Origin of the sequence: Gramella sp. Hel_I_59 (assembly GCF_006714895.1) — a bacterium.
Lineage (GTDB): Bacteria > Bacteroidota > Bacteroidia > Flavobacteriales > Flavobacteriaceae > Christiangramia.
The window spans coordinates 289,839-302,962 of record NZ_VFME01000001.1; the positions used below are offsets into that span (position 1 = coordinate 289,839).

14 protein-coding genes are annotated in these 13,124 nt (G+C 39.7%); 13 read left to right on the forward strand and 1 reads right to left on the reverse strand.

Annotated elements, in window-relative coordinates; translation table 11 throughout:
* Positions 1-105: 105 nt before the first annotated feature.
* Positions 106-714 (forward strand): DUF4254 domain-containing protein, encoded by a 609-nt coding sequence (locus tag JM79_RS01360; RefSeq protein WP_141876446.1) that lies wholly within the window; start codon positions 106-108, stop codon positions 712-714.
* A 2-nt stretch (positions 715-716) separates the two neighbouring features.
* Positions 717-1,796, forward strand: a complete 1,080-nt coding sequence (locus tag JM79_RS01365; RefSeq protein WP_141876447.1) for a glycosyltransferase family 9 protein — start codon at positions 717-719, stop codon at positions 1,794-1,796.
* Here JM79_RS01365 and JM79_RS01370 read toward each other — a convergent pair.
* Positions 1,793-2,842, reverse strand: coding sequence for a ferredoxin--NADP reductase (locus tag JM79_RS01370; protein ID WP_141876448.1), 1,050 nt, complete (start codon positions 2,840-2,842; stop codon positions 1,793-1,795). The two genes, JM79_RS01365 and JM79_RS01370, sit on opposite strands and share 4 nt — an antisense overlap.
* Before the next feature lie 97 nt (positions 2,843-2,939).
* On the opposite strand from JM79_RS01370, the gene JM79_RS01375 reads away from it, so the two are divergent.
* The 11 genes from JM79_RS01375 to atpA all read left to right on the forward strand — a co-directional run bounded on the left by JM79_RS01375 (position 2,940) and on the right by atpA (position 13,055).
* A complete protein-coding gene (locus JM79_RS01375) occupies positions 2,940-4,424 on the forward strand; it encodes a DUF5687 family protein (protein WP_141876449.1) in 1,485 nt (494 codons plus the stop codon).
* A gap of 12 nt (positions 4,425-4,436) precedes the next feature.
* On the forward strand, positions 4,437-5,147 hold the full coding sequence (locus tag JM79_RS01380; RefSeq protein WP_141876450.1) for an ATP-binding cassette domain-containing protein: 711 nt from the start codon (positions 4,437-4,439) through the stop codon (positions 5,145-5,147).
* Between the two features lie 94 nt (positions 5,148-5,241).
* Complete coding sequence (locus JM79_RS01385) at positions 5,242-7,809, forward strand: hypothetical protein (protein ID WP_141876451.1); 2,568 nt, start codon at positions 5,242-5,244, stop codon at positions 7,807-7,809.
* A 12-nt stretch (positions 7,810-7,821) separates the two neighbouring features.
* Positions 7,822-8,220: a polymer-forming cytoskeletal protein gene (locus tag JM79_RS01390; protein ID WP_141876452.1), complete on the forward strand. Its 399-nt coding sequence runs from the start codon at positions 7,822-7,824 to the stop codon at positions 8,218-8,220.
* Positions 8,201-8,416 (forward strand): AtpZ/AtpI family protein, encoded by a 216-nt coding sequence (locus JM79_RS01395; protein WP_141876453.1) that lies wholly within the window; start codon positions 8,201-8,203, stop codon positions 8,414-8,416. Before JM79_RS01390 ends, JM79_RS01395 begins: the two co-directional genes overlap by 20 nt.
* Positions 8,416-8,799 carry a hypothetical protein gene (locus tag JM79_RS01400; protein ID WP_141876454.1) on the forward strand — a complete coding sequence of 128 codons (384 nt, stop codon included), beginning with the start codon at positions 8,416-8,418 and terminating at the stop codon, positions 8,797-8,799. The genes JM79_RS01395 and JM79_RS01400 overlap by 1 nt, the downstream gene beginning before the upstream one ends.
* A gap of 133 nt (positions 8,800-8,932) precedes the next feature.
* Positions 8,933-10,033, forward strand: a complete 1,101-nt coding sequence (gene atpB, locus JM79_RS01405) for a F0F1 ATP synthase subunit A (protein ID WP_141876455.1) — start codon at positions 8,933-8,935, stop codon at positions 10,031-10,033.
* Positions 10,034-10,057: 24 nt separating this feature from the next.
* Positions 10,058-10,288, forward strand: a complete 231-nt coding sequence (gene atpE, locus JM79_RS01410) for an ATP synthase F0 subunit C (protein ID WP_026913619.1) — start codon at positions 10,058-10,060, stop codon at positions 10,286-10,288.
* An 88-nt stretch (positions 10,289-10,376) separates the two neighbouring features.
* Positions 10,377-10,871, forward strand: a complete 495-nt coding sequence (locus JM79_RS01415) for a F0F1 ATP synthase subunit B (RefSeq protein WP_026913618.1) — start codon at positions 10,377-10,379, stop codon at positions 10,869-10,871.
* Between the two features lie 3 nt (positions 10,872-10,874).
* Positions 10,875-11,429: an ATP synthase F1 subunit delta gene (gene atpH, locus JM79_RS01420; RefSeq protein WP_141876456.1), complete on the forward strand. Its 555-nt coding sequence runs from the start codon at positions 10,875-10,877 to the stop codon at positions 11,427-11,429.
* A 45-nt stretch (positions 11,430-11,474) separates the two neighbouring features.
* Positions 11,475-13,055 (forward strand): F0F1 ATP synthase subunit alpha, encoded by a 1,581-nt coding sequence (gene atpA, locus JM79_RS01425; RefSeq protein ID WP_141876457.1) that lies wholly within the window; start codon positions 11,475-11,477, stop codon positions 13,053-13,055.
* Positions 13,056-13,124: the final 69 nt, after the last annotated feature.

The following is a 13,124-nucleotide window of genomic DNA, read 5'->3' on the forward strand; positions in this document are numbered from 1 at the left end:
ACCATTTCCTTCAGATTCACCGGAATCTCTTTATAAAAATAATATCTTTGCAAAACCTGAGCATTTCAGGCCAATTCGCATTCAATTTATATTAAAAACAACTTTATGTTTTCAGATAAAGCCAATACTATTTTTAGAGAAGTGATCGAACTCTATCATGAGAAAGATAGCGTAGAACAGGATTTCAAAAATCCTTATGATGCTGAAAAGAATCTTCTGGAACATTTACTTTTCAGAAAATGCTGGATAGATACCGTTCAATGGCATTATGAAGATATTATTCGTGACCAGAACATTGATCCGGTAGCAGCACTTACATTGAAGCGTAAGATCGATGCTTCCAATCAGGATAGAACCGATACTGTAGAGTATATTGATAGTTACTTTCTTGAGAAATATAAGGATGTAAAGGCAAATACAGATGCTACGATCAATTCTGAAAGTCCGGCATGGGCAATCGATCGTTTGTCTATTCTGGCGCTGAAGATCTATCATATGAACGAAGAAGCCCAGCGTACAGATGCTTCAGAAAAGCACCAGATGGCCTGTAAAGCCAAGTTGGATATTCTTCTGGAACAACGTGTAGACCTTTCTACGGCGATCAATCAGCTTCTGGAAGATATCGAAAAAGGTGAAAAATATATGAAGGTGTATAAGCAGATGAAGATGTATAATGACGATGAGCTTAATCCTGTACTAAGAGGTAATAAGTAGACATGAAAGATCAGAATAGGAATCAGCATCCATCAACTTCAGAGAATAAACATCTGTTGGTGATTCGTCTTTCTGCCATGGGAGATGTGGCGATGGTGGTTCCTGTTTTGAGCATTCTGGTTAGAACCTATCCACAGCTCACAATTACGGTACTTACACGATCTTTCTTTTTTCCGATGTTCAGTCATTTACCAAATGTGCGTCTCTACGAAGCAGATGTCGATGGCGTTCACGAAGGTGTTCTGGGACTTGGTACCCTGGCCAGGGAACTTCGTGATGAGGAGATCGATATGGTCGCAGATCTTCATGATGTTCTTAGAACCAATGTCTTACGTTCGGTTTTTTATTTCTACGGAATTCCTTTCGAACAAATAGATAAGGGCAGAGCTGAAAAGAAGGCTCTTACACGGGAGACCAACAAGATTTTCAAGCAGCTGAAAACAACCCATCAGCGTTATGCTGACGTTTTTGAGAAACTAGGATACCCGATAGATATTTCCAATTACACACCTGCTGCAAGAAGGGAAGTGCTTCCAAGAATTTCTGATGTTACTGGCAAGCGAAAAAATGTAAAATGGCTTGGAATCGCACCATTTGCCCAGCATAGTTCAAAATTTTATCCGGTAGATCTCATGGAACAGGTGATTTCCAGGCTTTCTTCGGAAACAAATACTAAAATCTTCCTGTTTGGAGGAGGGGAAACTGAAAAGAAACAGCTGGAAGAATGGGAATCCAGATTTGAAAATTGTGTGAGTGTGGTTGGTAAGCTGAGGTTTGCAGAAGAACTAAGCCTTATCTCTAACCTTGACATGATGTTATCCATGGATAGTGGAAATGCTCATATCGCAGCGCTATTCGGGATTCCGGTTCTAAGTATCTGGGGCGTCACCCATCCTTATACGGGATTTGCTGCTTTTAATCAGCCTTTCGAGAATTGTATCTTACCAGATCTTGAGAAATATCCAAAGATCCCAACTTCGGCTTATGGCAACAAAGTTCCGGAGGGTTACGAAGATGTCATGCGCAGCATTCCTCCGGAAGTGGTAGTATCTAAAATTCAGCAGCTGCTGACTAATTCTTAAACATCATCAAAATCTACTTTTAACGTAGAAGTAGTTGGATGCGCCTGGCAGGTAAGAATAAAACCTTCCTCGATCTCTGCATCTGTTAAGATCTGGTTTTTACTCATTTCAGCTTTACCTTCAGTAATTCGGGCCATACAGCTACTGCAAATCCCGCCCTGGCAGGAATAAGGTACATCGATATCTTCTTCCAGTGCAACGTCCAGAACCACATCTTTACGATCCATAGAAAAGCTATACTCTTCATCATCTACAACAATGGTTACTGAAGTTTTTCCATCAGTATCTCCCTCGATCACTTTTTCTTCTGAAGTGCTTGTGAACAACTCAAATTTGATCTGCTCATCACGAACTTCGTTCTTCTTCAATACTTCGGTAACATGATCGATCATTTCTTTGGGTCCGCATAGATAGAATGTTTCGAAATTATGATGCTTGAATTTATTCTTCAGAATATAGTTTACAGTGCTTGTTTCGATTCTTCCAAACTTTGCATTTTCTTCACGCGTACGGCTGTAAATAAACTCTACGAAAAGTCTTTCCGGAAACTTAGATTGTAATTCCAGTAGCTCCTTAAAAAAGATGGTATCGTCTACAGATTTGTTTCCATAGGTTAGCACAAACCGACTTTCAGGTTCCTGTTCCAATACAGATTTGATGATGGAAAGTACTGGCGTGATCCCGCTTCCCGCTGCAAAAGCAGCATAGTCTTTAGCGGAATTACCAGGTTCGAAAACAAATTTTCCTTCCGGTGGATGTACCTCCAGAATATCTCCGGCTGTAAGTTTATTATTAGCGATCACTGAAAAGCTACCTCCTTCGACTTCTTTTACGGTTACTTTGAAATCTTCAGAAGCAGGAGCAGAACAAAGAGAATAGGCTCTTCTTACTTCCCCGTTTTCAGCATCATATTTAATAGTGATATACTGCCCGGCCTTGAATCTGAACTCTTCTTTCAAGTTTTCAGGAATATCGAAAGATAAACTCACCGCCTGGGAAGTTTCACGAATTATTTCCTTTATTTTTAGCGGGTAAAAATTACTCATTTTTTAATATTTGGGGGTAAAAATACAAAGTATGAAGCTTTTAAAAATGTAACAAAAGTTTAAATTTCTCTACCTATCTAAATAAACAGCAGATTTTATGTTTAGTAAGTTTCTCTGGCTGGAATGGAAATCATTCACAAGGTCGGCCAGTTTTGGAAAAAGTCTGGGATTAAAGATCCTGATGATATTCCTGGCGCTCTATTTTTCAGCCATGTTTTTATTTCTGGGCGTAGCATTATTTCCGCTGCTGAAAGAATCTTTTCCTGAACAGGATCCCTTAGCGATCGTGAACAGTTTTGCTTTAACCTATTTTGGTTTTGAATTTATTTTCCGGTTTATGTTGCAAAGCCTGCCGGTAATGAATATCAAACCGCTTATGGTTATTCCTGTATCTAAGAAAAAAGCGGTCAATTACATACTTCTCAAATCACTTTACTCATTCTATAATATACTGCCGCTGCTCTGGATCATTCCCTTCGGGCTGGTAAGTATCCTGAAGTATGATTATCCTGCCTGGAATGTTCTTGGCTGGATGCTTGGCTTCTACGCTCTTATTTTATGTGTGAACTATTTCAATTTTATAGTCAAGAAAAAGTTCAACGAAAGTCTTAAGCAATTACTTCCGGTTATTATTGGCGTGGCAATTCTGGCTGCTTTGGACTACTTTGGTGTGTTCGATATTGGTAGTTACTTTGGTGCGGCCCTCGATTATTTATATGACCAGCCGTACTTAGCAGTGATTCCTTTTATCTTACTGATTATTCTTTACCAGTGGAATCTTTCAGACCTAAGGAAAAAATTCTATCTCGACCGTGATCTAAAAGCTAAATCTAAGGAAGTGAACACTCAGGACCTTGGTTGGACCCGTAAATTTGGTAGTATTGCTCCTTTCCTGCAGTTGGATATCAAGCTAATTCTTCGGAATAAAAGAGCGAAAACAACCATTTTCATGTCTCTTCTCCTATTGTGTTATGGTCTTATTTTTTACCCGAACGACGCCTATCAGGATATGCCAGCATTCTTTTTATTTGTGGGAATCTTTATGACGGGCGTATTTATGATGAATTTTGGTCAATTCGTACCATCCTGGGATTCGTCTTATTATTCCATGATCATGTCTCAAAATATACCTATGAGACAATACCTCGCCTCAAAAATGGGATTGATCACGGTAAGTGTGGTGGTACTTTTAATTCTAACTACTCCCTATATATACTTTGGATGGGAAGTGGTTTTGCTGAATATTACCGCCGCGATCTATAATATTGGAGTGAACGTTCCTATGCTAATTTTCGCCGGAAGTTTCAATAAAAAGAGCATCGATCTGGACAAAAGCCCAATGATGAATTACCAGGGAATGGGTGTTTCACAATGGCTTGTTGGAATTCCTGTCATGGCATTTCCAGTCTTCATTTTCTGGCTGGTAAACAAATTCATAAGCTATGAAGTTGCCGTGGGAACCATTGCAGGATTGGGTATTATAGGTATCCTTATGCGTCCCGCACTACTTACTTACCTTACCCAGCGATACCGAAGACGTAAATATGTAACGATCCAGGGATTTAAACAAAAAGGAGAATAAATTTATAGGAATATGATCACAGCAACCAATCTTTCAAAAATATATAACGGAAACAAAGTTCTTGATATCGAGCATCTGGAAATTCCTTCAGGACAAAATTTCGGACTCGTTGGTAACAACGGTGCGGGTAAAACTACATTTTTCAGCCTGCTGCTGGATCTTATTCAGCCCACTTCCGGAAATATCTTTAATCAGGATATTACGGTGAGCGAAAGCGAGGACTGGAAAACATTCACTTCCTCATTTATTGACGAAAGCTTCCTTATTGGCTATCTAACTCCAGAAGAATATTTCTACTTCATTGGAGATCTTCGGAATAGGAATCGGGCAGATGTGGACTCGTTTTTAACGCAGTTTCAGGATTTTTTTAATGAAGAGATCATAGGTCGCAAGAAATATCTTCGGGATCTTTCAAAAGGAAACCAGAAAAAAGTAGGAATCGTAGCCGCATTGATCGGTGATCCTGAAGTCGTTATTCTTGACGAACCATTTGCAAACCTGGATCCAACCACACAAATCAGACTAAAGAAAATACTGAAAGAACTTTCAAATACCTCTGGAACTACGGTCCTTATTTCCAGTCATGATCTTATCCATGTTACTGAAGTTTGCGAACGGATCGTGGTCCTGGACAGGGGAGTGCCGGTTCGTGATATAACAACTTCCGAAGCTACCCTGAAGGAACTGGAGGATTATTTTTCCAGTGAAATCGTTGAAGCCTAGTAATTACAGCTATTGGACTTTGCAAAAAGAAGTTTACTTTTACATACTAAACCAGCTGTATCAAAGTTATTCATGATACCATAAAAGGTTCATATTGAATACGTTTACCCGAATTTCACTGTTTTTACTTACTGCCGCGGCAATTCTTAGCTGCTCCAGGAAAAAGAACTCTTTCGTAAACCGAAATTATCACGCGATCACTTCGGAATATAATACGCTGTACAACGGTGGTCTCGCCTTTGAACAGGGAAAAGAAGAGATCAACCAGAACTACGCAGATAATTACTGGGATATTCTACCTGTTGAAAGACTCGCTCTTGATGAAAATATCGTCTTACCAGATAGCGTTAGAAATCAGAATTTTGGTATTGCTGAAGAAAAAGCTGTAAAAGCAATCCAGAAGCATTCCATGCAAATAGGTGGCAAAGAGCGAAATCCTCAAATTGATGAAGCTTATTTGCTCCTTGGGAAATCAAGGTATTTCGATCAACGTTTTGTACCCGCCCTCGATGCCTTTAACTACATTCTTTACCGCTATCCTGCCAGTGATAATATTACTCACGCAAGGATCTGGCGAGAGAAAACAAATATCAGGTTAGGAAATGAAAAACTGGCAATCAAAAACCTGAAAAAGATCCTTGATTCAGACAAACTAGACGATGAAGATATAGCCGATGCCAGTTCCAGTCTTGCACAGGCTTATATCAATTTACAATATATAGATAGTGCCGTAGTTCCATTACAGAACGCTAGTGAATACACCAGTAATAATGCTGAAAAGGGTCGTTATTACTATATTCTTGGACAGCTCTACGATCGAATGGATCAATCGGCAGCGGCAAATGCTTCCTTTGATAAAGTAATAGACCTGAAACGCAAGTCTCCCCGAATTTACCTGGTGAATGCACATATTCAAAAGGCAAGGAATTTTGATTTTCAGAATGGGGACCGTACCCAACTACTGTCGTTATTAAGAGATCTGGAGAAAGATCGCGAAAACCGACCATTTCTCGACAAGATCTATTTTCAGATTGGAGAGTATTACAATCGTTTAGATTCCGTAGAAACCGCTGTAGATTATTATAATCGCTCTTTAAGATCACCATCAAGTGATATTTTCCTGAAATCGATCAACTATGAGATTCTGGCGAATATCAATTTTGATGAAGCAAACTATCAGCAAGCCGGGAAATATTTTGATAGCACCTTGACCTATATGTCTCCAGATCTACTGGAGTTCAGGACCATCAGCAAGAAACGGGAAAATCTTGCCGATGTGATTCTCTACGAAGAGATCGCTGAGGAAACAGATAGTATTTTGAGACTCGCGAATATGAGCGAGGACGATAGATTGCAGTATTTTACAGCATATACAGATACTTTAAGAGCACGCGCTGTAAAAACCATGGAGTCTGGAGAATTACCTGCGTACACTGCAGGGATAGGCCCAAGAACTAATTTTCCACAAACAAATATACCAGCTTCAGCTTCGGTTCCGCCGGCAGGTGATTTTAATAGTGGAAATGCTGGAAACATCTTTTACTTCTACAACCCAATTCGTGTTTCCAGGGGCGCGCAGGATTTCCTCCGCACATGGGGAAGCAGGGAACTGGCAGATAACTGGCGCTATGGCAGTCGCGCTATGAATCAAAGTACGGTGAATGCTGAAGAGCGTTTAATGGATATTAATCTGGATAATGATCCAATCTACGATCCCCAAACCTATCTTGCACAAATACCTTCAGAGGCTTTAGTTCTGGACAGTTTGTCTGCTCAGCGAAATCGTGCAAATTATCAACTGGGAGTGATTTACAACGAGAAATACCGTGAGTATGCACTGGCTGCGAACAGGCTGGAGTTTATGCTGAATAGTAATCCACAACAGAGCCTGATCCTTCCGGCGAAATATAATTTGTATTCGGTTTATAAAGCTCAGAATCGTGTAGATGATTTACGAAGACTGGAACAGGATATCCTGCAGAATTATCCAGATTCGCGATATGCCGCCTTTATAAAAAATCCCCAAAGTGTTCAAATGGATGAGAACAGTCCTGAAAATGTCTATGAGCAATTGTATAGAAAGTTTGAAGCGCAGAATTTTGTTGAGGTTATAGAGCAATCAGACGCTTATAGATCTCAGTACAACGGTAATAGTATATTACCTAAAATAGAATTATTAAAAACTCAGGCGATTGCAAGATTATATGGAATTGATTCTTATGAGAATTCCCTGCAGTATGTAGCGGCAAACTACCCGCAATCTCCGGAAGGTCAAAAAGCACAACAATTACTGAATACAGCTATTCCATCCCTTAAAAACCTGGAGTTTGTAGCAGATAGTACTCAAACTAATTTTAAACTGGTGCTTGCTTTTTCTGAAAGTGAAAATGTAGCTGCAGATTCATTAAAAATTCAGATCGAAGAAAAATTAGAAGAATTAAACTACAGCAAAATAAAGACTTCACGGGATGTTTACGACGCTGAGCAGACGTTTGTAGTAATTCATGGATTAAGCTCAAGATCGGCAGCCCAAGGATTTTTGGAACTTCTTCAGAAGGATAAGAACATTAAAATTGGAGGGGAAGCTTTTGTCATGTCGGCAGAAAATTATAGAATTGTACAAATTAAGAAAAATTTAAGAAATTTGTCAGACCTTAATTAAAGCCCTACAAACATGTTTTCAGATTCCAAAAAGTCCAGAAGCTCGGCAGATCAGCGTGAGCAAAATCGTATTGCAGCAGGAACATTTATAACTGGGGAGATCTCTGGTAAAGGATGCTTCAGAATAGAAGGCACGCTGGAAGGTAGTCTTAAAACTCCCGGAAAGGTTGTAATAAGTAAAGGCGGAGTGATAAATGGTACGCTGGAATGTGAAAGTGCAGATATCGAAGGAAACTTTAATGGCAAGTTGCTGGTAAAAGACGTACTTAGTCTTCGCGACACGGCTCATATTGAAGGAGAAGTGATCGCCGGTAAACTCGCGGTAGAAACAGGAGCAGTATTTAATGCTACCTGTGAAATGAATGGAGGTATAAAACCTCTCAAAACTAAAAATGAAAAACGATCAGCGTAACAAGTATCTCGGTTTTATTAATATAGCCTTCCAAATGGGTCTTCTCATAGCTGCCGGAGTTTTCGCAGGCATCTGGCTTGATGGTAAGTTTCCGAACAAATTTTCTGTATATACAATTTCTCTATCTCTTGCCGGGGTGTTTATCTCACTTTACCTCGTTTACAGAGAGGTCAAAAATCTGAACGAAGACGAGTAATGCAACAAAAGATCTTAGTTTTTCTCAAAGTATTTATTCCTTTTTTTATCATCTGCCTGCTAATACAGTTTGCATTGGTAAACTACCTGTTCCAGCCTGAACTTTATTATTCCACATTTGCGATCTACGCTTTCCAGTTCATTGCAACACTCATTGTATACATTTTACTGGTCCTTGTACAGCAAAACTTTAGCGATAAAACTGGTTTTGCCTTTATGGGTTGCGGCCTTTTCAAGATGCTCGCTGCAGTTTTGTTTTTGCTTCCTATGATGCTGAATGGCACGCTTAATCCATTTCAGAGCTTAATCGCATTTTTTATACCTTATTTTATCTTTCTGGTTTTTGAAACTATTTACGCGGTAAAGCTTATTAATCTGAAATAAACTGCTGACTTTCAGTAAAATCATAAAATGGAAGGATAGGTAAAAAAAATATAACTGCTTCTTTCAGATAAAAATTAAAAGTATACCTTTGCACGGAAATTTAGAGCCCACAATTTTAAGTAGATCAGATAGTATGATAGCACAGAAATCTTTAGTGATTAGCTTGTACTTTACATTGGCCTTAGCCATTTTCCCAACCTTTACCTTTGCTCAGGAGCACGGAGAGGAGCATTCAGATCTTGAGGAAGCTAAAGAAGAGTTTAACGCGACAGAGATGATCCTGCATCATATCGGTGATTCTCACGGTTGGCATTTCTTTGGTTCCGGAGACAATTCGTATACATTACCTTTACCGGTAATTCTTTATACGGAAAACGGTCTGGTAACTTTTATGTCCAGTGAATTTCATCATGACACTGAAGGTCATCATGTAGTCGAAAAGGATGGAATGCGTTTCGTGAATGTTCATGAAGATATTTACAGACTGAATGATGGTGCGACCGCTGTGGAACTTGATGCCGAGGAACACCCGGTAAACGCTTCGAAGCCATGGGATCTATCTATTACGAAGAACGTAGCTGCTATGTTCTTGACAGTAATCTTGATGCTATTGTTTTTCACTAGCCTTGCCAGACATCACAAAAAGAATGCACACGCGCCAAAAGGTTTCAATAATATTCTTGAAACACTTGTGATCTTTGTTAGAGACGATATTGCGATTCCACAATTAGGAGAAAAGAGATACATGAAATTCATGCCTTTCTTATTATCAGTATTCTTTTTTATCTGGATCACCAACTTACTTGGTCTTTTACCTGGAGCTGCAAACGTTACTGGTAACATTGCTGTAACTGTTTCACTTGGTTTATTTACACTTGCCCTGATTTTAATCAACGGTAATAAGGATTTCTGGAAGCACACATTGTGGATGCCTGGAGTTCCTACTTTCGTAAAACCAATTCTTGCAGTTGTTGAACTTGCAGGGGTTTTTATTAAGCCTATCGCACTTATGATTCGTTTATTCGCGAACATTACTGCTGGTCACATTATTATACTGAGTTTGATCGGGCTGATCTTTATCCTAGAAAATGCAGGCATCGCCGGAGTTTCGGTTCCATTTGCCTTATTTATAACAGTACTGGAATTGTTAGTAGCATTCCTACAAGCGTTTATTTTTACAATGCTGTCTGCCCTGTTTATCGGGATGGCAGTTGAGGAACATGAACATCATTAATTTTAATTATTTAATTCTATTATTATGGAGTATTTACACATTGGACTTGCAGCTTTAGGAGCTGGTCTTGCAGTTGTTGGAGCCGCTATCGGTGTTGGTAAAATTGGTGGTTCTGCCATGGATGCTATCGCACGTCAGCCAGAGGCTGCTGGAAAAATCCAGACTGCTATGATTATTGCTGCTGCACTTGTAGAAGGTGTTGCACTTTTTGGAGTGGTAGCTGCTTTGCTAGGGGTACTTACTGTACCGGCATAGTCCTGAATTTAAAAAGATCTGTTCGTAACGGTTGGTTACGAACAGATCTTAATTAATGATTACTTAAGAACATTTTATTTAGTTATATATGGATTTAATCACTCCCGATTTTGGCTTGTTTTTCTGGCAAACGATCGTCTTTTTGGTGCTTTTGTTTCTTATGGCAAAATTCGCCTGGAGACCTATCCTTAATTCTGTAAGAGACAGGGAACAGTCTATTAACGACGCGTTGGCTTCAGCTGAAAATGCTCGTAAGGAAATGCAGAATCTTAAATCTGATAATGAGCAATTGATGAAAGAAGCTCGTGCAGAAAGAGATGCTATCCTTAAAGAAGCACGTGAGTTGAAAGAAAAAACGATCGCTTCAGCAGCTGAAGAAGCGAAGCTTAAGGCAGACAGAATTGTTGCAGATGCTCAAAAGAGTATCGAACTTGAAAAACAATCTGCTCTTGCTGAACTTAAAAATCAGGTTGCAGAGCTTTCAGTAGAAATTGCTGAGAAAGTTGTGCGTAAAGAATTATCAAGTAAGAACGAACAACGCCAGATGATCGAGAAGATGCTGAGCGATGCTAAGTTAAACTAAGATATGAAAGGGAACAGAGCCGCACAACGTTACGCAAAAGCGATCCTTTCACTGGCAAAGGATAAGAATTCGGCGGAAGCTGTAAACAGTGATATGCAAACCATATCTGCTACTGTAAAGAACAGTGGTGATCTGGAAAACATGCTCACAAGTCCGGTAGTTAGAAAAAGCATTAAAAAGAGCGCTTTGCTTGAGATCTTTCAGGGTCTTAACGGGGTAACTGTTGGTACGATGGATATGCTACTTGACAATGATCGTATTAATATTTTGCACATCGTTGCAAAGCAGTATACGATGATGTTCAATGCTATGAACAATATTCAGCATGCAAAAGTAACCACGGCTATTCCGTTGGATGCTGAGCTGGAAACAATTATCATGGCGAAGGTTAAGGAACTTACTGGTAATGATGCGATCCTGGAGAATGTGATCGATGAAAGCATCATTGGAGGTTTTGTTCTTAGAGTTGGCGACTTGCAATATGATGCAAGTGTAGCCAGAAACCTGGACAGACTAAAGAGACAATTAAAAGACAACACATACGTTTCAAAAATTTAATTAAAACAGGTGCGCCTGGTGCGTACCATTTTATCTTGAATAATTATGGCAGAAGTAAATCCTGCTGAAGTATCAGCAATATTAAAACGACAATTATCAGGTTTTGAATCCAAGGCCTCTCTTGATGAAGTAGGTACCGTTCTAACCGTTGGTGACGGTATTGCGAACATCTACGGACTTGCAAACGCTCAATACGGAGAACTTGTTCAATTCGAGAGTGGATTGGAAGGAATCGTTCTAAACCTTGAGGAAGATAATGTTGGGGTAGTACTTTTAGGTCCTGCAAAAGAGATCAAAGAAGGTTCTACAGTAAAAAGAACTCAGCGAATTGCTTCTATCAATGTAGGTGAAGGTATTGTTGGCCGTGTGGTTGATACTCTTGGAGCTCCTATTGATGGAAAAGGTCCAATTGAAGGTGAGACTTTCGAAATGCCTCTTGAGCGTAAAGCTCCTGGAGTAATTTATCGTCAGCCTGTAACTGAACCATTGCAAACTGGTATTAAATCTATCGATGCTATGGTACCGGTAGGAAGAGGACAGCGTGAGCTTGTGATTGGTGACCGTCAAACAGGTAAGACTGTGGTTGCTATTGATACCATTCTTAACCAGAAAGAATTTTACGATGCCGGTGAACCGGTATTCTGTATATATGTAGCAATCGGGCAGAAAGCTTCTACCGTTGCTGCAATTGCCAAGACACTTGAAGATAAAGGTGCGTTGGCTTATACCACTATTGTTGCTGCAAATGCATCAGATCCTGCTCCAATGCAGGTTTATGCTCCATTTGCCGGTGCAGCGATTGGTGAATACTTTAGAGATACAGGTCGTCCTGCATTGATCGTTTATGATGATCTTTCCAAGCAGGCAGTTGCTTACCGTGAGGTTTCTCTTTTACTTCGTCGTCCACCAGGACGTGAAGCATATCCAGGGGATGTATTCTTCCTTCACTCAAGACTTCTTGAGCGTGCAGCGAAGGTGATCGCCGATGATGATATCGCGAAGCAAATGAACGATCTTCCAGATAGCTTAAAAGACAAGGTAAAAGGAGGCGGATCTTTAACTGCACTTCCAATTATCGAAACCCAGGCGGGTGACGTTTCAGCATATATTCCAACCAACGTAATTTCGATTACAGATGGTCAGATCTTTTTAACATCAGATCTATTCAACTCGGGTGTACGTCCTGCGATTGACGTGGGTATTTCTGTATCTCGTGTGGGTGGTAACGCTCAGATCAAGTCGATGAAAAAGGTTGCAGGTACATTGAAGCTTGACCAGGCTCAGTATCGTGAACTTGAAGCATTTGCTAAGTTTGGATCAGACCTTGATGCATCAACGATGAGTGTGATTTCTAAAGGTAAACGTAACGTGGAGATCCTTAAGCAGGGACAAAACGATCCTTACCCGGTAGAAAATCAGATCGCGATCATCTACGCTGGTTCTAAGAACTTACTTAGAGATGTACCGGTAGAGAAAGTGAAAGAATTTGAATTAGAATATCTGGATTACCTGAATTCTAAGCATAGAGATACTTTGGATACTCTTAAAGCAGGAAAACTTACAGATGAAGTAACAGATACTTTGACTAAGGCTGCAAAGGAACTTTCAGGGAAATACAAGAAATAGTATTGAGTACATAGATTGAAGATTTTAGATCTTTAATTGAAGTATTTACAATTGAAAATTATATAGGTA

What these genes read in the sequence shown, in the direction of transcription:
- JM79_RS01360 (WP_141876446.1), top strand. Translation starts at nt 106, where the DNA reads ATGTTTTCAGATAAAGCCAATACTATTTTTAGAGAAGTGATCGAACTC.
- JM79_RS01365 (WP_141876447.1), top strand. Translation starts at nt 717, where the DNA reads ATGAAAGATCAGAATAGGAATCAGCATCCATCAACTTCAGAGAATAAA.
- JM79_RS01370 (WP_141876448.1), bottom strand. Translation starts at nt 2,842, where the DNA reads ATGAGTAATTTTTACCCGCTAAAAATAAAGGAAATAATTCGTGAAACT.
- JM79_RS01375 (WP_141876449.1), top strand. Translation starts at nt 2,940, where the DNA reads ATGTTTAGTAAGTTTCTCTGGCTGGAATGGAAATCATTCACAAGGTCG.
- JM79_RS01380 (WP_141876450.1), top strand. Translation starts at nt 4,437, where the DNA reads ATGATCACAGCAACCAATCTTTCAAAAATATATAACGGAAACAAAGTT.
- JM79_RS01390 (WP_141876452.1), top strand. Translation starts at nt 7,822, where the DNA reads ATGTTTTCAGATTCCAAAAAGTCCAGAAGCTCGGCAGATCAGCGTGAG.
- JM79_RS01395 (WP_141876453.1), top strand. Translation starts at nt 8,201, where the DNA reads ATGAAAAACGATCAGCGTAACAAGTATCTCGGTTTTATTAATATAGCC.
- JM79_RS01400 (WP_141876454.1), top strand. Translation starts at nt 8,416, where the DNA reads ATGCAACAAAAGATCTTAGTTTTTCTCAAAGTATTTATTCCTTTTTTT.
- atpB (WP_141876455.1), top strand. Translation starts at nt 8,933, where the DNA reads ATGATAGCACAGAAATCTTTAGTGATTAGCTTGTACTTTACATTGGCC.
- atpE (WP_026913619.1), top strand. Translation starts at nt 10,058, where the DNA reads ATGGAGTATTTACACATTGGACTTGCAGCTTTAGGAGCTGGTCTTGCA.
- JM79_RS01415 (WP_026913618.1), top strand. Translation starts at nt 10,377, where the DNA reads ATGGATTTAATCACTCCCGATTTTGGCTTGTTTTTCTGGCAAACGATC.
- atpH (WP_141876456.1), top strand. Translation starts at nt 10,875, where the DNA reads ATGAAAGGGAACAGAGCCGCACAACGTTACGCAAAAGCGATCCTTTCA.
- atpA (WP_141876457.1), top strand. Translation starts at nt 11,475, where the DNA reads ATGGCAGAAGTAAATCCTGCTGAAGTATCAGCAATATTAAAACGACAA.